Annotated in this window: 23 protein-coding genes; 14 read left to right on the top strand and 9 right to left on the bottom strand. The window is 31.7% G+C overall.

Going from position 1 to position 20,051, the window contains the following annotated elements; genetic code table 11:
- The first annotated feature begins 372 nt into the window (after window positions 1–372).
- From DFQ07_RS14615 to DFQ07_RS14600, 4 genes are read left to right on the top strand one after another with little or no spacing between them, the layout of a single operon-like run.
- On the top strand, window positions 373–1,122 hold the full coding sequence (locus tag DFQ07_RS14615; protein WP_133537996.1) for a sensor histidine kinase: 750 nt from the start codon (window positions 373–375) through the stop codon (window positions 1,120–1,122).
- 54 nt (window positions 1,123–1,176) lie between these two features.
- Window positions 1,177–1,821, top strand: a complete 645-nt coding sequence (locus DFQ07_RS14610; protein WP_317126701.1) for a response regulator transcription factor — start codon at window positions 1,177–1,179, stop codon at window positions 1,819–1,821.
- Between the two features lie 21 nt (window positions 1,822–1,842).
- Window positions 1,843–2,238 carry a 30S ribosome-binding factor RbfA gene (rbfA, locus tag DFQ07_RS14605; protein ID WP_133537994.1) on the top strand — a complete coding sequence of 132 codons (396 nt, stop codon included), beginning with the start codon at window positions 1,843–1,845 and terminating at the stop codon, window positions 2,236–2,238.
- 39 nt (window positions 2,239–2,277) lie between these two features.
- Entirely contained in the window at window positions 2,278–3,480 is a 1,203-nt protein-coding gene (locus tag DFQ07_RS14600; protein ID WP_133537993.1) for an ABC transporter permease, read from the top strand.
- A gap of 73 nt (window positions 3,481–3,553) precedes the next feature.
- Here the strand turns inward: DFQ07_RS14600 and dusB are convergent, their stop codons facing one another.
- From dusB to DFQ07_RS14580, 4 genes are read right to left on the bottom strand one after another with little or no spacing between them, the layout of a single operon-like run.
- Window positions 3,554–4,555 carry a tRNA dihydrouridine synthase DusB gene (gene dusB, locus DFQ07_RS14595; protein WP_133537992.1) on the bottom strand — a complete coding sequence of 334 codons (1,002 nt, stop codon included), beginning with the start codon at window positions 4,553–4,555 and terminating at the stop codon, window positions 3,554–3,556.
- A gap of 42 nt (window positions 4,556–4,597) precedes the next feature.
- A complete protein-coding gene (locus DFQ07_RS14590) occupies window positions 4,598–5,464 on the bottom strand; it encodes a DUF5777 family beta-barrel protein (protein ID WP_133537991.1) in 867 nt (288 codons plus the stop codon).
- Complete coding sequence (locus DFQ07_RS14585; protein WP_133537990.1) at window positions 5,457–5,861, bottom strand: hypothetical protein; 405 nt, start codon at window positions 5,859–5,861, stop codon at window positions 5,457–5,459. The genes DFQ07_RS14590 and DFQ07_RS14585 overlap by 8 nt, the downstream gene beginning before the upstream one ends.
- Window positions 5,839–6,378: a YceI family protein gene (locus DFQ07_RS14580; protein WP_133537989.1), complete on the bottom strand. Its 540-nt coding sequence runs from the start codon at window positions 6,376–6,378 to the stop codon at window positions 5,839–5,841. The genes DFQ07_RS14585 and DFQ07_RS14580 overlap by 23 nt, the downstream gene beginning before the upstream one ends.
- 188 nt (window positions 6,379–6,566) lie before the next feature.
- Here DFQ07_RS14580 and DFQ07_RS14575 point away from each other — a divergent pair, with 188 nt between their 5' ends.
- From DFQ07_RS14575 to lepA, 4 genes are all read left to right on the top strand, one after another.
- Window positions 6,567–7,319 carry a prolipoprotein diacylglyceryl transferase gene (locus DFQ07_RS14575; RefSeq protein WP_133537988.1) on the top strand — a complete coding sequence of 251 codons (753 nt, stop codon included), beginning with the start codon at window positions 6,567–6,569 and terminating at the stop codon, window positions 7,317–7,319.
- Window positions 7,300–8,691 carry a radical SAM protein gene (locus tag DFQ07_RS14570; protein ID WP_133537987.1) on the top strand — a complete coding sequence of 464 codons (1,392 nt, stop codon included), beginning with the start codon at window positions 7,300–7,302 and terminating at the stop codon, window positions 8,689–8,691. Before DFQ07_RS14575 ends, DFQ07_RS14570 begins: the two co-directional genes overlap by 20 nt.
- A 10-nt stretch (window positions 8,692–8,701) precedes the next feature.
- Complete coding sequence (locus DFQ07_RS14565; protein ID WP_133537986.1) at window positions 8,702–8,899, top strand: hypothetical protein; 198 nt, start codon at window positions 8,702–8,704, stop codon at window positions 8,897–8,899.
- Between the two features lie 99 nt (window positions 8,900–8,998).
- Window positions 8,999–10,795, top strand: a complete 1,797-nt coding sequence (gene lepA, locus DFQ07_RS14560; protein ID WP_133537985.1) for a translation elongation factor 4 — start codon at window positions 8,999–9,001, stop codon at window positions 10,793–10,795.
- A gap of 89 nt (window positions 10,796–10,884) precedes the next feature.
- On the opposite strand, the gene DFQ07_RS14555 is transcribed toward lepA, so the two are convergent.
- Window positions 10,885–11,154 carry a hypothetical protein gene (locus DFQ07_RS14555; protein ID WP_133537984.1) on the bottom strand — a complete coding sequence of 90 codons (270 nt, stop codon included), beginning with the start codon at window positions 11,152–11,154 and terminating at the stop codon, window positions 10,885–10,887.
- Window positions 11,155–11,313: 159 nt separating this feature from the next.
- Window positions 11,314–12,012 (bottom strand): zinc metallopeptidase, encoded by a 699-nt coding sequence (locus DFQ07_RS14550; RefSeq protein WP_133537983.1) that lies wholly within the window; start codon window positions 12,010–12,012, stop codon window positions 11,314–11,316.
- Between the two features lie 94 nt (window positions 12,013–12,106).
- Here DFQ07_RS14550 and DFQ07_RS14545 point away from each other — a divergent pair, with 94 nt between their 5' ends.
- From DFQ07_RS14545 to DFQ07_RS14520, 6 genes are all read left to right on the top strand, one after another.
- On the top strand, window positions 12,107–13,138 hold the full coding sequence (locus tag DFQ07_RS14545) for an asparaginase (RefSeq protein ID WP_133537982.1): 1,032 nt from the start codon (window positions 12,107–12,109) through the stop codon (window positions 13,136–13,138).
- A 253-nt stretch (window positions 13,139–13,391) separates the two neighbouring features.
- A complete protein-coding gene (locus DFQ07_RS14540) occupies window positions 13,392–14,120 on the top strand; it encodes a MotA/TolQ/ExbB proton channel family protein (protein ID WP_028892285.1) in 729 nt (242 codons plus the stop codon).
- 7 nt (window positions 14,121–14,127) lie between these two features.
- Window positions 14,128–14,571, top strand: a complete 444-nt coding sequence (locus tag DFQ07_RS14535; RefSeq protein WP_133537981.1) for a hypothetical protein — start codon at window positions 14,128–14,130, stop codon at window positions 14,569–14,571.
- A gap of 6 nt (window positions 14,572–14,577) precedes the next feature.
- Window positions 14,578–15,204, top strand: coding sequence for an ExbD/TolR family protein (locus tag DFQ07_RS14530; RefSeq protein WP_133537980.1), 627 nt, complete (start codon window positions 14,578–14,580; stop codon window positions 15,202–15,204).
- A 14-nt stretch (window positions 15,205–15,218) separates the two neighbouring features.
- Complete coding sequence (locus tag DFQ07_RS14525) at window positions 15,219–15,689, top strand: ExbD/TolR family protein (protein WP_133537979.1); 471 nt, start codon at window positions 15,219–15,221, stop codon at window positions 15,687–15,689.
- An 86-nt stretch (window positions 15,690–15,775) separates the two neighbouring features.
- The gene (locus DFQ07_RS14520; RefSeq protein ID WP_133537978.1) at window positions 15,776–16,444 is read left to right on the top strand and encodes a porin family protein; all 669 of its coding nucleotides are present in this window, start codon (window positions 15,776–15,778) and stop codon (window positions 16,442–16,444) included.
- Here DFQ07_RS14520 and DFQ07_RS14515 read toward each other — a convergent pair.
- The 3 genes from DFQ07_RS14515 to asnS form a co-directional block, all read right to left on the bottom strand.
- Window positions 16,439–17,038, bottom strand: coding sequence for a hypothetical protein (locus DFQ07_RS14515; protein ID WP_133537977.1), 600 nt, complete (start codon window positions 17,036–17,038; stop codon window positions 16,439–16,441). The genes DFQ07_RS14520 and DFQ07_RS14515 overlap by 6 nt on opposite strands.
- Entirely contained in the window at window positions 17,038–18,501 is a 1,464-nt protein-coding gene (gene rpoN, locus DFQ07_RS14510) for an RNA polymerase factor sigma-54 (protein ID WP_133537976.1), read from the bottom strand. The genes DFQ07_RS14515 and rpoN overlap by 1 nt, the downstream gene beginning before the upstream one ends.
- Before the next feature lie 83 nt (window positions 18,502–18,584).
- Window positions 18,585–20,018 carry an asparagine--tRNA ligase gene (gene asnS, locus DFQ07_RS14505; protein WP_133537975.1) on the bottom strand — a complete coding sequence of 478 codons (1,434 nt, stop codon included), beginning with the start codon at window positions 20,016–20,018 and terminating at the stop codon, window positions 18,585–18,587.
- Window positions 20,019–20,051: the final 33 nt, after the last annotated feature.

Genomic DNA, 20,051 nt, shown 5'->3' with positions numbered 1-20,051 from the left:
AATTTTCTTTTTGTACGAGAATTTATTGAAAGAAAAAAAATATTTGAAGATTTCATATGGATTACTTTTCTTACTAATCCTTCTTTGGGTATTAACATTTTTTTATAAAAGTTATACGCATTATACAATTATAATCGGATCTTTTAATACAGGAGTGTTAGTTTTTCTATATTTAAGAGAATTATTATTGTCAAATGAGATAATAAATTATAAAGAGCTATTACCTTTTTGGGTTTCGGTTGGTTTTCTTGTTTTTCATTTGCCAGCCATTCCGTTTTTTAGCTTTTGGAGCTATATGAAAAATAAAGATTTATTTCCTATTTTATACTCTTTAATTGTTTTGATGAATGTTATTATATCTTTTGGGTTATTATGGAGCAACAGGAAGGTAGAATATTAATTGTTACCACAATCGTAATTGTTGTCATTATTGTTTTTTTGGTGATTTTATTTACTGTTTTTCAGCGTAGAAAAAATAAGCTGTTATTTGAACGTGCTGAAAATAAAAAACGATATGAGCGAGAAATTGCCGAAGCACAAATAGAAATACGAGAAGAAACTTTAAGAAATATTAGTTGGGAGTTGCACGATAATATTGGGCAGCTCTTAACTTTGGCTAAAATACAGTTACAGCATTCTTCATCTGAAAGTATTGGAGAAATATCTGAAATCATAGCTAAAAGCCTAACGGAAGTAAGAGCGTTATCAAAAGTAATTAATCCAGATTTTATTAACAATGTAAAGTTAAAAGAAGCTTTAAAACTAGAAATTGAGCGATTTAATAGGTTAAATTATATAGATGCGAGCTTAGTGGTTACAGGAGAGGAACAAGAAATAAATCAGAAGCACGGAATAGTTATTTTTAGGATTTTGCAGGAATTTTTTTCCAATACGATTAAACATTCAAAAGGGTCTAAACTTATGGTTTCTTTAAACTATGCTGAAGATTCTATTCAAATAGAAGCAAAAGATGATGGTGTTGGGTTTGAAATGGATAGGGTCAGGTTGAAAGGTATTGGTTTACAGAACATTAAGGCTAGGGCAAAATTGATTAATGCAGAGGCAAAATTTATATCAGAACCTCAAAAAGGCACAAGTTTAATAATAAATTATTATATTTAAGGAGCCTTAGTGTATTTCCCCAACAACTAAAAAATTAATCTAACTTATGAAATTATGAAATACTCAGTTGTTGTTGTAGATGATCATACGTTGTTATCACAGGCTATTGAAGGAATGGTAAATACCTTTGATAAGTTTAAAGTGCTTTACACGTGCAAAAACGGAAAGGAAGTAGCTGAGAAGTTTTCAGCTTCACCAAAGAATGTACCTGATTTAGTTTTGGTAGATGTAAATATGCCTGTGATGAATGGTATTGAAACTACTGAATGGATTGTGAATAACTATCCTCATGTGCATGTTATGGCCTTATCTGTAGAAGATGCAGATGGTACAATATTAAAGATGCTAAAAGCAGGTGCTGTTGGATATTTACTAAAAGATACAGAAAAAGATGTGTTAGAAAAAGCATTACTGGAAATGATGGATAATGGTTTTTATCACACAAAAAATGTTACTACTATTTTATTAGATTCAGTTTCAGGAAAACATACAAAAAACAATTTATCATTTAAAGAAAACGAACTTACTTTTATGAAGTTGGCATGTTCAGAGTTGACCTACAAAGAAATTGCCGACAAAATGTTTCTAAGTCCCAAAACTATAGATGGATACAGAGATAGTCTATTTACAAAATTAAATGTTAGAAATAGAGTGGGGCTAGTTATGTATGCAATTAAAAATAAAATTTACACTCCGTAATTTTATGCTTAAATTTGCAACATGGAAGAAACAAATAGACAACGTAAAATTGCAGGAGTGTTGCAACAAGACTTGGTAGACGTTTTACAACGTGCTGCACAAGATGGAATGAAGGGGGTGATTATATCGGTATCTAAAGTTTCGGTTACTGCCGATTTAGGAGTTGCTAAAGTGTACCTAAGTGTCTTTCCTTCAGAAAAAAGAGATGAAATAATAGAAGGCGTAAAATCGAATACTCCTTTAATTCGTCATGAGTTAGCTCAACGAACAAAGCATCAGCTAAGAAGAATGCCAGAATTATTGTTCTTTGGTGATGATAGCTTAGATTACATAGAGGAAATAGATAAATCTTTAAAAGGGAAGGATGTTGATCCAATTAAAAACCCAGATATCTTACCTCGCCGTCAAAAACGTTAATAAATTTTCTTTACTTTGGCTAGCTAAATTTATTAATGCTTGAACTTTTCACTATACATAGCTAAAAGATACTTGTTTTCAAAAACAAGTACTAATGCAATTAATATTATAACAGCAATTGCTGTTTTTGGTGTTGTAGTTGGTACTTTGGCTATGTTTGTAATTTTATCTGGATTTTCAGGATTACGAACTTTTAGTGATTCGTTATTAAATGCTTCAGATCCTGATATAAAAATTACAGCAACTCAAGGGAAATCTTTTGAATTTTCAACAAAAATTCATGATGTTTTACAAAGGGAGGATGGGGTTAAAGTCTTTTCTAAAATTGTAGAAGAAAGAGTTTTCTTAAAATATAAAAACAAAGATCATATAGCTCAAGTAAAAGGAGTTGATCCTAGTTATTCACAGATTATTCCTGCAGATTCAATTTTAACCGTAGGTACCTGGTTAGATCCAAAGTTTAAAAATATAGCGGTAATAGGGTATGGAATATCATATAAATTATCATTAGGAATTTTAAATTTTGGTGAACCGTTACAGATCTTAGTGCCAAAGGCAGGTAAAGGTTTTATTAACGCAAATAATGCTTTTCGTTCTGTGTCTACTCAAATAGCTGGAGTATATACAGGTTCTGAAGAGTTTCAAAATAAATATGTATTCGTTCCAATTTCTTTAGCACAAGAATTATTGGGTTACAAAGAAAATCAAGTGTCAGGGATAGAGCTTAAACTGAAAGAAGGGGTAGACTTAGACGCTTTTCAAGAAAGCTTACAAGAGGTTTTAGGAAATGATTTTAAAGTGCAAACTAGGGCACAGTTAAATACGTTGTATTATAAAGTTATCAATACTGAAAATTTTATTTCATATTTAATCTTTACATTAATTGTAGCTATAGCTTTGTTTAATGTCATTGGGTCTATAATTATGATGATTATTGATAAGCGCGAAAACTTAAAGACCCTGTTTAGTTTAGGAAGCACCATTGACGAAATAAAAAAGATATTTATATTTCAAGGATTTCTACTAACCTTAGTGGGTATGGCATTAGGTTTGGTTTTAGGGGTTGTTCTGGTAATTATTCAGCAGAAATATGGATTGTTAATGATTACACAGAACCTAGCATATCCTGTAGAATTTAAATGGATAAACTTATTAGTGGTAGTAAGTACTATTTTAATTTTAGGATATTTAGCTGCTAAAATTGCAAGTTCTAGAATATCTAAAGCCTTTATTGAAGGGTAAAAAGCACATGCTCACTAACTTATTTATAGGTTAGTGTAATTATAGATTATAAAAAAATAATTTTTTTCTTAGATTATCCAATCTCAGGAATAACAGCATCACCAAATTTAGCTTGTACTTCGTCAAAAGCAGCAAAAACATCTTTAGGATCATCAGAAGTAACCATTTTCATCCGGTGCTCTTTAAAGTGAGGAATTCCCTTAAAATAGTTAGTATAGTGTCTTCTAGTTTCAACTACTCCTAAATGTTCTCCTTTCCAATCAATAGCCATTTCTAAATGACGACGTGCCATATCAACACGTTCAGAAATTGTAGGATTTGGTAAATGTTCTCCTGTTTTAAAGTAGTGTTTTACTTCGTTAAAAAACCAAGGATATCCGATAGATGCACGACCAATCATACAGCCGTCTAATCCGTAAACATCACGCATTTCCATAGCTTTTTCAGGAGAAGTAACATCCCCATTTCCAAAAACAGGAATATGCATTCTCGGATTGTTTTTTACTTCGGCGATAGGTGACCAATCAGCTTCACCTTTATACATTTGAGCACGCGTACGACCATGAATAGAAATTGCTTGACAACCTACGTCTTGCAAACGTTCGGCAACTTCAATAATTCGAATCGAATCATGATCCCATCCTAAACGAGTTTTAACAGTAACGGGTAATTTTGTATGTTTTACCATGGCTTCAGTAAGTGAAACCATTAAATCAATGTCTTTTAAGATTCCTGCTCCGGCACCTTTAGAAACTACTTTCTTTACAGGGCATCCAAAATTGATGTCAATAATATCAGGATTTGATTTTTCAACAATCTCTACAGTTTTTAGCATAGAGTCTAAATTGGCACCGAAAATTTGAATCCCCACAGGGCGTTCTTTTTCGTATATATCTAGCTTCATTACGCTTTTTGCTGCATCGCGAATCAACCCTTCTGAAGAAATAAATTCAGTATACACTACATCTGCACCATTCTCTTTACATAAAGCTCTAAATGGTGGATCACTCACATCTTCCATCGGTGCTAATAATAGCGGAAAATCAGGAAGTTCTATGTTACCTATTTTTACCATACCTTAAATTATGGTGCAAAGTTAGGTTTATTTTTTGTGAGATTAAAAAACTCTAACAATATTAAATCCAAAAGCTACATCGTTAAACCAATCTCCTCTAGTTCTTGTTAAAAAACCAGAGTCATTGCTTGCTCTTGAATTGGTAAAAACTAATTGGAATACATGTCCGCCTGTTTCTATGTCAAAACCTATCGTAAATGGGTCTTTATATATAGAATCTTCATGACGATTAAGATTTAGTCCATAATCAGCATTTATACTCATCCTTTTACTAATTTTCATTCGCCCACCTATACCGACAATAAATCGATTGAGGTTGGAGTCATTAGTTTGTATATATTGTTGAAGGTTGTTTTGACGAACAAAAGTAGGTGCTATTAATAAAGATAAGTTTTTGTTTATTCTTCTTGAAGCTAAAATTTGGGCAGTTATACTCACTCTATCTTTAAACTCTAAGGTAGGGAAGTCTGAAGTTTTAGATTGTGTTTCAATGTCGGAAGAAGCATAAGCAACTATGTTTATGGGAAAGGTAGAGCTCTGTTTCTTAATGCTAAACTTTGCGGCACCAGAATAGGTTTTTTCATAGGAGTCTCTACTCAAACTAAATTGAACACCATCCCAAAAGCTATAAACAAATTGGATTTTAGTATTAGCATCGTCTAAACCAAAAAAATTGTCTATACCGTCAGAAAAAGGAGCAAATCTATGAGCTACTATAAAGAAAAAATCTCCCTTCCCAGCTATTTTAGTAGATTGTAAATTGCCTATTTGTACAGCTTTAAATGCTGGTAGTTCGTAGCTAGAATCTGTTTTTGTTTCGCTTTTTAGTTCGTTTAGTAAATCATCTTGCGAAAAGGAATGGTTTATTGATAAAAGAAATAATAAGATGAGTGTTTTTTGCTTAGTCATTTGTAGTTTTTTTAATGATACATTGGTTAACTTTTAACTCTTCTAATAAATCATCATAGCCTATAACCACTCCCTTAATAGTGATAGATTGGTTAATGGTTAATAATTTAAAATTAACATCTTTTCTAAATTGACAATAGATGGATTTATTTATGATAATCCCCTCGGTATCTATAGAAGAAACATTTCCTGTTAAAATAACTGTTTTGTTGAGCCAGGGTTTTATGTCTTGCTTTAATGAAGCCAAAAAAGATGAAGCTTCACCGTTAAATTCGGCGTTTAATTCTTCTGTAGTTTTATGGGGTTTATAGATGTAGTTAAAAAAGATAGTAGTTCCTAGTAGCAGAAAAATAATGCTAGGAATTAACCATTTTTTATTTTTTTTCAGAAAGTTCATAGTCTATGGTTATAATAACTGATTTAGCAATTTTATTCCTAACAATGCTAGGTATTTTAATGTTAAAATCTTGTGGTTTTACCGAAAAATTAGATTTTAAAAATATTTGATCTCCAGTTTTTATAATCTTAGCTGAAGTGGTAATCTTTTTGTTTATACCCCTAATGTTAAGTATCCCAGTGATTTTATATTCTTTTTCAGAAACTATTTCGTCCATATTGAAGTCATGGATTTTTCCGGCAAAAGTAGCTTTTGGGTGCTCGTCTGAGTCCATATAGTTTTCATTAAAGTGTTCTTGCATCAAAGCAAGTCTAAACCTAAAAGCTTTAATTAATAAAAGGGAAGCAATTTCACCATTTTCAGTATTTAAAATTACTGTGGTACTCTTGTTTTCGGCTTCTACTGGTTCAAAAGCGTCAACAGAGGCTTTAAATTCAGTATTCCCCGTACGAGTGTAATATTTTTGGCAAAAAATATTCTGAGAAAGAAATAACAAAATTATAAACAGACTTTTCATAATTGTATTTTTTAATAAAGTCTTAAACTTAATCCATTAGCATAAATATAATCATTATTTTTTAAATGTTTGATATGTAGTTTTTTATAGGTTTTTAGTGTGTCGTTGTTTTTTGAGTTTACCTGTCACAAACTTGTCTTTTTTGAGTAATTACGTATATTTCGCTTTTTAACTCACAAACTTTTTTATTGGAACTACCTTTTGAACCTGTTTTATTTGGTTATACGGTTAATATTCATCTTGTTTTAGAATATTTAGCATTCTTTTTAGCCTTTCGTTATTATGTTTTCTTACGTAAGAAAAGAGAAGATTATATTTCTTCTAATAATAGGTTGTCAATTATTTTAGGAGCTGCGACTGGAGCTTTAATTGGTTCTCGACTAGTTGGGATATTAGAAAACCCTTTAGTTACTTTTTCTGCAGAAAATATGATTCAAATTTTGAATAGTAAAACAATCATGGGAGGTTTATTTGGTGGTTTGTTAGGTGTTGAATTAGCAAAAAGAATAATTGGAGAAACAAGGTCATCTGGTGATTTGTTTGTGCTTCCAATAATTGTAGGGATTTTTATAGGAAGGATTGGATGTTTTCTTTCAGGAATAAATGAGTTTACCTACGGAGTAGAAACTAAGTTCTTTTTAGGAATGGATTTAGGGGATGGTGTTTTAAGACATCCAATAGTTTTGTATGAGTTGGTGTTTTTAATAATGCTATTCATAAGTTTAAGATACCTACAAAAGGAATACGTTTTACAATCAGGAGAACTTTTTAAGTTTTTTATGTTGGCTTATTTTGGTTTTCGTTTTTTTATAGAGTTTTTAAAACCAAATACTTTCTTTATACTTGGTTTAAGTACTATTCAAATACTATGTATGGTTTGTTATGTATATTACAAGAAATTTATAATTCTAAAAATAAAAAATGCCAGAAAGAAAATATAACTACTATGATTTTACATTGAGCTTGTGCCCTGAATGTTTAAAAAGAGTAGACGCTAAAATTGTTTTTGAAGATGAGAAGGTCTATATGCTTAAACGTTGTAGAGAACATGGGAACTCAAAAGTGTTAATAGCAGACGATATTGAATATTATAAAAATATCAGAAACTACAACAAGCCTAGTGAGATGCCCTATACGTTTAACACAAAAACAGATTATGGATGTCCTTATGATTGTGGTTTATGTCCAGATCATGAACAACATTCGTGTTTAACCGTTGTTGAGGTTACCGATAGGTGTAACTTAACTTGTCCTACTTGTTATGCAGGCTCATCACCCACTTATGGGCGTCATCGAACATTAGAAGAAGTAAAAGCAATGTTGGATGCTGTGGTGAAAAATGAAAAAGAACCTGATGTGGTACAAATCAGTGGAGGAGAGCCAACGATACATCCACAATTTTGGGAAATTTTAGACTATGCAAAATCACTTCCTATCCGTCATTTAATGTTGAATACTAACGGAATTAAAATAGCTAAAGACATTGTTTTTGCAGAACGATTGAAAACATATACGCCAGATTTTGAAGTTTACTTACAGTTTGATTCCTTTGAGGATAGTTTGCTAAGAGAGTTGAGAGGAGCAGATTTGAATAGTATTCGCAGGCAAGCACTTGATAACTTGAATAAGTTAAATCTATCAACAACTTTAGTAGTTACTCTTCAAAAAGGATTAAATGATCACGAAATAGGGAAAATTATCGATTATGCCTTGCAGCAAAAATGTGTGAGAGGAGTTACTTTTCAACCAACACAAATAGCAGGAAGGTTAGAAAATTTTAATCCTGAAACTGATAGAATGACGCTTACTGAAGTAAGAAGAAAAATAATGGAGCAAACTGACGTTTTTAATGCTGACGATTTAATTCCAGTACCTTGTAACCCTGATGCTTTGGTAATGGGATATGCTCTTAAATTGGGAGAAGAAGTTTTTCCGTTAACTAGATATATTAATCCCAATGATTTGTTAGATAATAGTAAAAACACCATTATTTATGAGCAAGATGAAGCATTGCATGGAAAAATGATAGAGTTATTCAGTACAGGAAATTCTGTTGAAGTTGCAGAAGAAAATTTAAAATCAATAATGTGTTGTCTGCCTAATATTGATGCACCAGAGTTAGGGTACGATAATTTATTTAGAGTTATAATCATGCAGTTTATTGATGCTTATAATTTTGATGTACGAGCGGTAAAAAAATCATGCGTACATATAGTAAACAAAGACGATAAAATTATTCCTTTTGAAACAATGAATTTGTTTTATAGAGATGATAAAAAAGAATATTTAGAAGAGTTAAGAAAAGAAATATAAGAAAAAGGATATGATATTTTTAGAAGTAGGTGACCTTTCAGGTTTATTCGTAATTATAGGTTTAATTATGTTTGGTCCACCCGTATTATTAGCTGTTATTGGCGCAGCTATCAGAAAAAAAAGTAAAACAGCCTCAAAAATATTTTACATACTAGCTGTTTTGTACCTGATAATCGGATTAGGTATATGTGGTGGTGTACTTAGTTAAATGAGTTAAAGAAGATGTTTAATTTTCGCTATTTATTTTGTTTGTAGTACCCTGCAAATAAAGTATCTTTGCAAATTACAAGTAGTTAGAATACGACGAATGAAGAACATAAGAAATTTTTGCATTATTGCACATATTGATCATGGTAAGAGTACTCTTGCCGATAGATTGTTAGATTTTACAGGATCGGTTACCGAGCGTGAAAAGCAAAACCAGTTGTTAGATAATATGGATTTAGAGCGTGAACGAGGTATTACCATTAAATCGCATGCTATCCAAATGGATTATGTTTATGAAGGAGAAAATTATATTCTAAACTTAATCGATACTCCAGGTCACGTAGATTTTTCTTATGAAGTTTCTCGTTCTATTGCAGCATGTGAAGGAGCATTATTAATTGTAGATGCGGCACAAAGTATTCAGGCGCAAACTATTTCTAACCTGTATTTGGCGTTAGAAAATGATTTGGAAATTATTCCAGTATTAAATAAAGTAGATTTACCTTCGGCAAATCCAGAGGAGGTAACAGATGATATTGTTGATTTATTAGGTTGTGAGCCAGAAGATGTAATTCACGCAAGCGGAAAAACAGGTTTTGGGGTTGAAAATATTTTAAAAGCAATTATTGAAAAAATCCCTGCTCCTAGCGGAAATCCTGATGCGCCATTAAAAGCCTTGATTTTTGATTCAGTTTACAATTCGTATCGTGGAATTGAAACCTATTTTAGAGTAATTGATGGTTCTATCAAAAAGAATCAACAAATAAAGTTTATGGCTACTGGTAGACAGTATGGAGCCGATGAGGTAGGAACATTAAAGTTAACTCAAGTTGTAAAAAACGAGATTAAAACTGGTGATGTAGGTTATTTAATTACAGGGATTAAAGCGGCAAAAGAAGTAAAGGTAGGTGATACTATTACTGATTTTGCAAATCCAACAACCGATATAATTGATGGTTTTGAAGATGTAAAACCAATGGTGTTTGCAGGTATTTACCCTGTAGATACCGAAGATTATGAAGAACTACGAGCTTCGATGGAGAAATTACAATTAAATGATGCTTCATTAGTATTTCAACCAGAAAGTTCTGCAGCGTTAGGTTTTGGTTTTCGTTGTGGATTCTTAGGAATGTTACACATGGAAATCATTCAAGAGCGTTTAGAGCGTGAGTTTAACATGACGGTAATTACTACGGTTCCAAACGTAAGTTACCATGCATATACAAAGAAAAATCCAGATGAAGCTATTATTGTAAATAATCCATCAGATTTACCAGATCCATCAAGATTAGATAGAGTAGAGGAGCCTTTTATAAAAGCATCAATTATTACCAAAGCTGATTTTGTAGGACAAGTAATGTCGCTTTGTATAGAAAAACGTGGACAAATTGTAAATCAAACGTATTTAACTCCAGAGAGAGTTGAGTTAATTTTTGATATGCCATTGGCAGAAATTGTTTTCGATTTTTACGACCGATTAAAAACAGTTTCTAAAGGATACGCATCGTTTGATTATCATCCGATAGGAATGAAAGAATCGAAGTTGGTACGTGTAGATATGTTGTTAAACGGACAAACTGTTGATGCACTTTCAGCGCTGTTACACGCAGATAATGCCTACGGAATAGGTAAACGTATTTGTGAGAAGTTAAAAGAATTAATACCTCGTCAACAATTTGATATTCCAATCCAAGCTGCTATTGGAGCAAAAATTATTGCTCGTGAAACAGTAAAAGCATTGCGTAAAGATGTAACGGCTAAATGTTATGGAGGTGATATTTCTCGTAAGCGTAAATTATTAGAAAAGCAGAAAAAAGGTAAAAAGCGTATGCGTCAGGTAGGAAATGTAGAAATTCCTCAGCAAGCGTTTATGGCAGTACTGAAATTAAACGACTAGTTATTTTGAGTTAAAAAAATCGTATGTAAATAAAGAAAAAGCATCAAAATGAAAATTTTGATGCTTTTTTTATTAACGGTCATTAAAACTTATTTGTCACAAGTAGATCCATTAGCTTCAACAGCTTTCATAATCTCTTCAAAAGAGCTTCCTTTAGGAATTTCATCTGTTACTGTTTGTCCTCCTTCTACAGTCATAGTGATTGTTCCGTCACCATTATCGCAATACTCCGTGTTAAGTGTTTGATCAAATCCTTCAAAAACACATTTTCTACAATTTGTATTACTTTCATTATCGTCAGAACAAGAAGCTAAAACCGTTGATGTTAACATAGCAATTGATAAAATAATTTTTTTCATAGTTTAAAATTGAATAATTAATATTTGTGGCGCGAATATATTCATTTAAGAGTTAGCTGTGAGTGTAAATTTTTTGGAAAAAATTATTTAGAATTAAATTAAAACCCTCGTTTTGAATTTATCAAAACGAGGGTTTTATTATTATATTTCTATATTGACTTAGTCTCTATTTCCTAAAATTCTTAACCCCCAATATAATAGCATAGCTAAAGAACCAAGCGCAGCCACTAAATAAGTTCTTGCGGCCCATTTTAAAGCATCTTTAGATCCAGCTAGTTCTTCACGACTTACCATATTTTTATTTTCTAACCAAGCTAAGGCTCTATTGCTTGCGTCATATTCTACGGGTAAGGTAATGAAACTAAAAATTGTACCTAAAGCCATAAAAGCCAAACCAGCTAATGCGATATAAAATCCGATGCCAGTACTACCAGAAGCGGCTCCAAAAGTAATACCACCAATCACCATCCACTGAGAAAAACGAGAGGTAATACTTACCATAGGTACCAGTTTAGATCGCATTTGTAAATATTGATAAGCTCTAGCGTGTTGTACAGCATGTCCAACTTCGTGCGCTGCAACAGCAGCTGCGGCAGCATTTCGTTGGTTGTATACGGCTTCACTTAAATTTACAGTTTTGTTTTGCGGGTTATAATGATCTGTTAACCTCCCTGGTGTAGAAATTACCTGTACATCTGAAATACCATGATCAGCTAACATTTTTTGTGCAATTTCTGCACCACTCATGCCGTTTCGTAAGTGTACTTGCGAGTATTTTTTAAATTTTTGCTGTAAAGTATTACTTACTAACCAGCTGAATAAAGATATAATCCCAATTAGAATATAAAATCCAATCATAATTTATATAGTTTTAAAATTTTATGTCATTTTTGTTGGATAAATTTACATCATAAATTATTCCAATTTATTAATGGTATTAAAATGTGTCAAAATGACAAATAAACCTAAAATATTAATTGTTTATACAGGAGGAACCATTGGTATGGTAAAAGACTATAATACAGGAGCTTTAAAAGCTTTTGATTTTAGTCAAATATCTAGCAAAATACCAGAATTGCAACAGCTTAACTGTGATATAACTACTATATCATTTGATGAACCCATAGATTCGTCAAATATGAATGTAGATTACTATATTCAAATAGCCGAGATAATTTCTGACAATTATAATAAGTTTGATGGTTTTGTAGTTTTAACGGGTTCAGATACAATGTCATATACGTCTTCTGCAATTAGTTTTATGTTTGAAAACTTACAAAAACCAGTGATATTTACAGGCTCGCAATTGCCAATAGGAGATTTACGTACAGATGCAAAAGAAAATTTAATTACTTCAATACAGATTGCTTCAACTTACGAAAATGGTCAGCCAATAATTCAAGAAGTAGGTTTGTATTTTGAATATAAATTATATAGAGCAAATAGAACGACAAAAATAAATGCAGAACAGTTTGAAGCTTTTGCATCGATGAATTATCCTCCGTTGGCAGAAAGTGGGGTGCATTTAAATTTTAATCATCATTTGTTATTAAAACCTAGTCAGAAAGAAACTAAATTAGTTTTTAGAAAAAAGCTAGACAATCATGTAGCAATTCTAAAACTGTTTCCAGGAATTACAGAGCCAGTAGTAAGGAGTTTTGTAAATATTTCAGGGCTAAAAGGAATTGTTTTGGAAACTTACGGATCAGGAAACGCACCTACAGAAAAATGGTTTCTTAATTTGTTAGAAGAATCGATACAAAAAGGAATCAGTATTGTGAATGTAACTCAATGCGCAGGAGGTAGTGTCATATTAGGGCATTATGAAACTAGTTCTGAAATGAAACGTATTGGTATTGTTGATGGTAAGGATATTACCACAGAAACAGCTATAGCAAAAATGATGTATTTATTGGGCGAAAAGCTTTCAAAAGAAGAATTTAAGCATTATTTTCAGAAACCTCTAAGAGGAGAAATGGCTTGATTTGTAAATAAATCGTTAAATTAGCAGCTGTAACTGCTTGAAATACTTAGGGTAAAGGCGGGGGAATAGGGTGTTGATAGAAATATAAGAGTTTTTTTTTAATGTCCCAACATTTTTTTGTTACTTGCCACTCTGAAAAATTAAAAAGCGTAATAAGTACGAGAAAAGAATTACTTATTTGTAAAAAAATGAGTTTTTCGTAGTAAAATTTGTATTTTTAACCCGTTAACTATTTAAAATTAATTATAACAAAATGAAAAAAGTAGTAAATATCCTAACTATTGCAGGATTTATGTTTTTAGGAGCTATTCAATCAACTTATGCTCAAGACGCAGCAGCGGCAGAAGGATCAGAAACTTTCCACCAAATTTTAAAAAGATATTTTATTGAAGGTGGTCCTGGTTTTATGGGAATTGTATTAGTAGCTTTAATTTTAGGTTTAGCTATTGCAATTGAAAGAATCATTTATTTAAATATGGCTACAACCAACACTAAAAAATTAGTTGCTAGTGTAGATGAGGCATTAAGTTCAGGTGGTGTAGAGGCTGCTAAAGAGGTTTGTAGAAATACAAAAGGTCCTGTTGCTTCTATTTTCTATCAAGGTTTAGAAAGAGCTGATGAAGGTTTAGATGCTGCTGAAAAAGCTGTAGTTGGATATGGTGGAGTGCAAATGGGATTATTAGAAAAAAATATTTCTTGGATTTCATTATTCATCGCTTTAGCACCGATGTTAGGGTTCATGGGAACTGTAATTGGTATGATTGGAGCATTTGATGCGATTGCAGTTGCAAACGATATCTCTCCAGCGGTAGTAGCAGGTGGTATTAAAGTAGCACTTTTAACTACAGTATTTGGTTTAGTAGTAGCAATTATCTTACAAATTTTCTACAACTACATCATTTCTAAAGTAGATAGCATTGTAAATAATATGGAAGATGCATCTATCTCTTTAATTGATTTATTAGCTAAGTATAAAAAATAATAGAAGTATGAAGAACAATAGATTAATAACAATCGTTGTTGCTTTACTTTCTCTTGTCGGTATAGTCTTATTCTTAATGACTATGGGTGTTGATAGTGAGGACAAAGTAGCAATGTCAGATGCAGTTTCTCCATTAGTTACTTATTCTTTAGTATTACTAATGTTAACAGCTGCAGTAACAGTTTTAGCTTCTGTTTTTAGCTTGTTTAAAAATCCTGCTGCATTAAAAAAAGCATTATTAGGGATATTAGCTATGGGAGTTTTATTAGTGATATCTTACATGTTTTCTAGTGATGGTCAAGTAATAGGAGCTAATAATGAATTAGTAGCAGAGGCTGGTAGTAGTGTGTCTAAAAACACAAGTACAGGTATTTGGTTAAGTATTATTTTAATAGTGATTGCAGGAGGTTTCTTCGTGTGGGATTTATTAAAAGGATTAGTTAAATCATAGATCATTATGGCAAGAAGAGAAAACCCAGAAATTAATGCAGGTTCGATGGCAGATATTGCCTTCTTGCTACTTATCTTTTTCCTTGTAACAACAACAATGGATGTGGATTCAGGTATCCCTAAAAAGTTAGCTGAAAAAACAGATGTTCAACCACCAATCGTTAAAGAAAAGAATATTTTTCAAGTAAGCATTAACCGTAACAATCAACTTTTAGTTGAAAACGAACCAATGGAGTTGAAAGACTTAAAAGATGCTGCAATGAAATTTATTGATAATGGTGGAGGTATTGGTAACCCAATGCCAGGAAAAGAAGCTGGAGCACCTTGTGACTACTGTAAAGGAGTAAAGGATCCAGAATCATCAGATCATCCAAATAAAGCAATTATTTCAGTAGAAAGTGATAGAGGTACTGAGTATGGTACTTATGTTGCTGTTCAAAATGAGTTGTTACGTGCTTATACAGATTTACGTAACAGACTATGCCAAGAAAAATATGGTATGAGTTTTGACGAACTTGAAAAAGCTTTTATCGATAGTGCAAGAAAAGATGAGTCTTTAAGAAAGAAAGTAGAAGATATTAAGGAGAGTTATCCTCAAATTATATCAGATACAGACCCAACAAATGTTCAATAATAAAACAATAGAGTATGTCTAAATTTAGAAAGAAGAAAAAAGGTATGCCAGCTTTATCTACGGCATCTTTACCAGATATTGTTTTTATGTTGTTATTCTTCTTCATGGTAACTACTACTATGAGAGAAACAGATTTATTGATTGATTCACCACGTTTACCTAGTGCAAGTGAAGTTAAAAAGCTTGAGCGTAAAAGTTTAGTGAGTACAATTTATGTTGGTAAAGCAAAGGATCCTAAGTACGGTACAGGTTATAATAGAATTCAGTTAAATGATAAGATTGCGACTCCAGAGGATGTACCTTCGTTCATTTTTCTTGAAAGAGATAATGTATCAGAAGCTGAAGTGCCTTTTATGACAACTTCTATCAAAGCAGATAAAGAATCGAGTGTTGGTACATTAGCCGATATTCGTGAAAAGTTAAGAGACGTAAATGCTCTTAAGTTAAGTTTATCTACTCATAAAGGAAGTGTAATTAATAAGTAATTACTTTTAAATAAATAAAAAAAGAGCAATCGTAAGATTGCTCTTTTTTTATACAAAAAAGGTATATTTATCGTTAGAAAATTATTATGAAGCATATATTAACTCTTTTTGCATTGTTATTGTCATTAAGTACATTTTCTCAAAAGGATTCTCTACAAATAGGAGATAAATATTGGGAAGATCAGTTGTACATTGATATTACTTATAATTTATTAAATGATCAGCCAGATGGTGTGGAAAAAACAGGCTTTTCATACGGTTTTTCTGCTGGTTACATAAAGGATATTCCATTTAATAGAAAAGGAAAAACAGCTTTAGGTGTTGGTTTAGGGTATAGCTTCGATTCTTTTAATCATAATTTAAAAGTATTAGAAGGAAATGTAAGCGAATATGAAATAGACCCGGAAATAACTTCAAATAAAATAAAGCTTCATAACATTGAAATGCCTATACAGTTCAGGTGGAGATCTTCTAATGTTAATACATATTCTTTTTGGCGTTTTTATGCAGGAATTAAGATTGTATATAACATGAATAATAACTTTCAATATAACTTACCAACTGAAAGTGTAAAACTCTCTAATGTAGCAAAATACAATACATGGCAAACAGGCTTAGCATTATCAGTAGGGTATGGAACCTTTAACTTTCATGTATATTATGGCTTAACTCCAATGTTTAAAAATGTTAAATTGAACAATAACCCGATAAAAAGTAAAATTGTAAGATTAGGGTTAAGTTTTTATCTCCTATAAAAGATAATAAATAGCAAAAGGGCTTATCAGGCCAATAAAAAAACCAATATAGACTTCTCTTGTGGTATGGGCTTTTAAATACAATCTAGAGCTTGCTAGAGCTCCTGACAGGAAAATAAAGGTAATTACCACAGGGAGCACAAAAACACCTTGTAGTTGTTGAAATAATAAAAAGAAACTGGTTGCAATTCCCATAGATAATAAATGTAAACTCCCTTTAATTTTTAATGGAAAGAGGATATATATTATGCCTAGTCCTAATACAGTACCGTAAAATAAATAACTTAAGTCCTTAACAATACCCATATTTGAGAAAAGTTTTCCTAAAATAAAAAAGAGCGACATCATAAAAAAAATAGGAGCTTTTCGTTCATTTATACTATGTACTTGAAAAGATTTTATATAGCCTATAGATTTTAAGAAAACCAATAAAAGCATAGGTATAAGGTATGTAGCAATAAAAACCACAGTAAGTACCGTAAACTGTTGCTGGTAATTAAGTTGTATAGGAGATAAAAGAAAGTACAAAATAATACCAATTGTAGGCATTACAATGGGGTGTAAAATGGTTGATATAAACTTATGCCACTTCATTAAATCTCTTTGCGTAATCTCGCCACAGGAATGTCAAGTTGTTCACGATATTTTGCAACTGTTCTTCTAGCAATTGGGTATCCCTTTTCTTTTAAAATAGCAGATAATTTTTCATCAGTAAGTGGTTTACGCTTATCTTCTTCACTAATTACTGTTTCTAAAATCTTTTTAATTTCTTTGGTAGAAACATCTTCTCCTTGATCATTTTTCATTGATTCAGAAAAGAACTCTTTAATCAATTTTGTACCATAAGGAGTAGATACATATTTACTATTCGCAACACGTGAAACAGTAGAAACATCCATACTAATTTCATCAGCAATATCTTTTAAAATCATCGGTTTTAGCTTACGCTCATCACCAGTTAAAAAGTATTCTTCTTGTCGATGCATAATAGCATTCATGGTAATTAAAAGAGTTTGTTGACGCTGCTTTATAGCATCGATAAACCATTTTGCGGCATCTAGTTTTTGCTTGATAAATAGTACTGCATCTTTCTGTGATTTACTCTTTTCTTTCGAATCTTGGTACCCTTTTAGCATATTGCTATATTCTCTAGAAACGTGTAGCTCTGGAGCATTACGAGAGTTTAGGGTTAAATCTAAATTACCATCAATTATTCTAATAGAAAAGTCAGGAACAATTTGCTCCGCAATTTTATTATTACCAGCATAAGAGCTTCCTGGTTTCGGATTTAATTTGCTTATTTCGGTAATAGCATTTTTTAATTGTTCTTCAGAAATACTAAATTTTTCAAGAAGCTTTTTGTAGTGTTTTTTTACAAAATGATCAAAAGCATCTTCTAATATTCTAATAGCTAAAACTCTACTTTCATTTTCTTTTTTTGCTTTTAACTGAATGATTAAACATTCTTTTAAGTCTAAAGCACCAACACCAGTTGGATCTAATTTTTGCACTACATTTATTAAAACGTTTTTTACTTTTTCTTCGGTAGTAAAAATGTTTTGTGTAAAAGCTAAGTCATCTACTAAATCAATAATTTCTCTACGAATATATCCGCTATCATCAATGCTTCCTACTAAAAACTCTGCAATAGCTCGTTCTTCATCATTAATTCTAAAAGTATTTAATTGATTACTTAAAGATTGATGAAAAGTTGTTCCTGCTGCATACGGAACATGTTTTTCTTCATCGTCTGGTGAATAGTTATTGGTTTGTGTTTTATAACTTGGAAACTCATCATCACTTAAATATTCATCAATATTGATGTCTTCAGCATCAATCTTTTCATTACCAGAGTCATCATAATCTACATCATTAGTTAATGTATCTTCAAAATTATCAGATTCTTCTTTCCCTGTATCAAGTGCAGGATTTTCTTCAATTTCTTGTTTTAAACGTTCTTCAAAAGCTTGTGTAGGCAATTGAATTAACTTCATCAACTGAATTTGTTGAGGCGATAATTTTTGAAGTAATTTTTGATGTAAACTTTGTTTTAGCATATGTACAAAGATATGAAATAGGACAAAAAAAATCGCCATTCATTAAGGAATGACGATAGTTATTTATAAGTTTTATGATTTTTTTAAAACTCAGCGTTTTGTGGTGTTCTAGGGAAAGGAATAACGTCGCGAATGTTACTCATTCCTGTAGTAAATAAAACTAAACGTTCAAACCCTAAACCAAAACCAGAGTGTACAGCAGTACCAAATTTACGAGTGTCTAAATACCACCATAATTCTTCTTCTGGAATGTTTAGTTCAGCCATTTTTTCTTTTAAAACGTCTAAACGTTCTTCTCTTTGTGATCCACCAACCATTTCACCAATCCCAGGGAATAATACATCCATAGCACGAACGGTTTTTCCGTCTTCATTTAAACGCATATAGAACGCTTTAATATTGGCTGGATAATCAAATAAAATTACTGGGCACTTGAAGTGTTTTTCAACTAAATAACGCTCGTGTTCAGATTGTAAATCTACTCCCCATTCGTTAACTGGGAATTGGAATTTTTTCTTTTTATTTGGCTTAGAATTGCGTAAAATTTCAATAGCTTCAGTATAACTTACACGTTTAAAATTATTGTCTACTACAAATCGTAACTTTTCAATTAGTCCCATTTCGCTACGTTCTGCTTGAGGCTTCGTTTTTTCCTCTTGAGCTAAACGATTGTCTAAAAAGGCTAAATCGTCTTGGCAGTTATCTAATACGTATTGTAAGACATACTTGATAAAGTCTTCAGAAAGATCCATGTTAGCATCTAAATCATTAAAAGCTACTTCTGGCTCAATCATCCAAAACTCTGCTAAGTGACGTGTAGTGTTAGAGTTTTCAGCTCTAAAAGTAGGTCCGAAAGTATACACTTTACCTAATGCCATTGCATAGGTTTCAGCTTCTAATTGCCCAGAAACCGTTAAATTAGTTTCTTTACCGAAGAAATCTTTAGTATAATCTATTTCACCCTCTTCATTTAAGGGAGCTTTGTTAGCTTCAAAGTTTGTAACCTTAAACATTTCACCCGCACCTTCGGCATCAGAACCAGTAATGATAGGAGTGTTTACATAGTAAAATCCATTTTGTTGGAAATACTGATGTACTGCAAATGATAACGCAGAACGCAAACGCATTACAGCGCTAAAAGTATTGGTTCTTACACGTAAATGTGCATTCCTTCTTAAAAATTCAAATCCGTGTTTTCTTGGTTGAATAGGATATTCGTCAGGATTTGAATCTCCTAAAATTTCTAAGTTAGTTACTTTAATTTCTACTGTTTGTCCTTTACCTTGACTTTCAATTAAAGTACCATTTATACTTACAGCAGCTCCAGTAGTTATTCTTTTTAATAAAGCTTCATCGGTATTTTCAAAATCTACAACACATTGAATATTATTAATGGTAGAACCATCGTTTAGAGCAATAAAACGATTGCTTCTAAAAGTTCTTACCCATCCTTTTACGTGTACTTCATGTAAAAATTTATCCGATTGTAATAATTCTTTAATGCTACTTCTGTTCATTTCTTAATATCTTCAATTAAAACACGCAAAGAT

Origin of the sequence: Tenacibaculum caenipelagi (assembly GCF_004363005.1) — a bacterium.
Lineage (GTDB): Bacteria > Bacteroidota > Bacteroidia > Flavobacteriales > Flavobacteriaceae > Polaribacter > Polaribacter caenipelagi.
This window is presented reverse-complemented; position numbering and strand designations above follow the sequence as displayed.

What these genes read in the sequence shown, in the direction of transcription:
- DFQ07_RS14615 (WP_133537996.1), top strand. Translation starts at nt 373, where the DNA reads ATGGAGCAACAGGAAGGTAGAATATTAATTGTTACCACAATCGTAATT.
- DFQ07_RS14610 (WP_317126701.1), top strand. Translation starts at nt 1,177, where the DNA reads ATGAAATACTCAGTTGTTGTTGTAGATGATCATACGTTGTTATCACAG.
- rbfA (WP_133537994.1), top strand. Translation starts at nt 1,843, where the DNA reads ATGGAAGAAACAAATAGACAACGTAAAATTGCAGGAGTGTTGCAACAA.
- dusB (WP_133537992.1), bottom strand. Translation starts at nt 4,555, where the DNA reads ATGGTAAAAATAGGTAACATAGAACTTCCTGATTTTCCGCTATTATTA.
- DFQ07_RS14590 (WP_133537991.1), bottom strand. Translation starts at nt 5,464, where the DNA reads ATGACTAAGCAAAAAACACTCATCTTATTATTTCTTTTATCAATAAAC.
- DFQ07_RS14585 (WP_133537990.1), bottom strand. Translation starts at nt 5,861, where the DNA reads ATGAACTTTCTGAAAAAAAATAAAAAATGGTTAATTCCTAGCATTATT.
- DFQ07_RS14580 (WP_133537989.1), bottom strand. Translation starts at nt 6,378, where the DNA reads ATGAAAAGTCTGTTTATAATTTTGTTATTTCTTTCTCAGAATATTTTT.
- DFQ07_RS14570 (WP_133537987.1), top strand. Translation starts at nt 7,300, where the DNA reads ATGCCAGAAAGAAAATATAACTACTATGATTTTACATTGAGCTTGTGC.
- DFQ07_RS14565 (WP_133537986.1), top strand. Translation starts at nt 8,702, where the DNA reads ATGATATTTTTAGAAGTAGGTGACCTTTCAGGTTTATTCGTAATTATA.
- lepA (WP_133537985.1), top strand. Translation starts at nt 8,999, where the DNA reads ATGAAGAACATAAGAAATTTTTGCATTATTGCACATATTGATCATGGT.
- DFQ07_RS14555 (WP_133537984.1), bottom strand. Translation starts at nt 11,154, where the DNA reads ATGAAAAAAATTATTTTATCAATTGCTATGTTAACATCAACGGTTTTA.
- DFQ07_RS14550 (WP_133537983.1), bottom strand. Translation starts at nt 12,012, where the DNA reads ATGATTGGATTTTATATTCTAATTGGGATTATATCTTTATTCAGCTGG.
- DFQ07_RS14545 (WP_133537982.1), top strand. Translation starts at nt 12,107, where the DNA reads ATGACAAATAAACCTAAAATATTAATTGTTTATACAGGAGGAACCATT.
- DFQ07_RS14540 (WP_028892285.1), top strand. Translation starts at nt 13,392, where the DNA reads ATGAAAAAAGTAGTAAATATCCTAACTATTGCAGGATTTATGTTTTTA.
- DFQ07_RS14535 (WP_133537981.1), top strand. Translation starts at nt 14,128, where the DNA reads ATGAAGAACAATAGATTAATAACAATCGTTGTTGCTTTACTTTCTCTT.
- DFQ07_RS14530 (WP_133537980.1), top strand. Translation starts at nt 14,578, where the DNA reads ATGGCAAGAAGAGAAAACCCAGAAATTAATGCAGGTTCGATGGCAGAT.
- DFQ07_RS14525 (WP_133537979.1), top strand. Translation starts at nt 15,219, where the DNA reads ATGTCTAAATTTAGAAAGAAGAAAAAAGGTATGCCAGCTTTATCTACG.
- DFQ07_RS14520 (WP_133537978.1), top strand. Translation starts at nt 15,776, where the DNA reads ATGAAGCATATATTAACTCTTTTTGCATTGTTATTGTCATTAAGTACA.
- DFQ07_RS14515 (WP_133537977.1), bottom strand. Translation starts at nt 17,038, where the DNA reads ATGAAGTGGCATAAGTTTATATCAACCATTTTACACCCCATTGTAATG.
- rpoN (WP_133537976.1), bottom strand. Translation starts at nt 18,501, where the DNA reads ATGCTAAAACAAAGTTTACATCAAAAATTACTTCAAAAATTATCGCCT.
- asnS (WP_133537975.1), bottom strand. Translation starts at nt 20,018, where the DNA reads ATGAACAGAAGTAGCATTAAAGAATTATTACAATCGGATAAATTTTTA.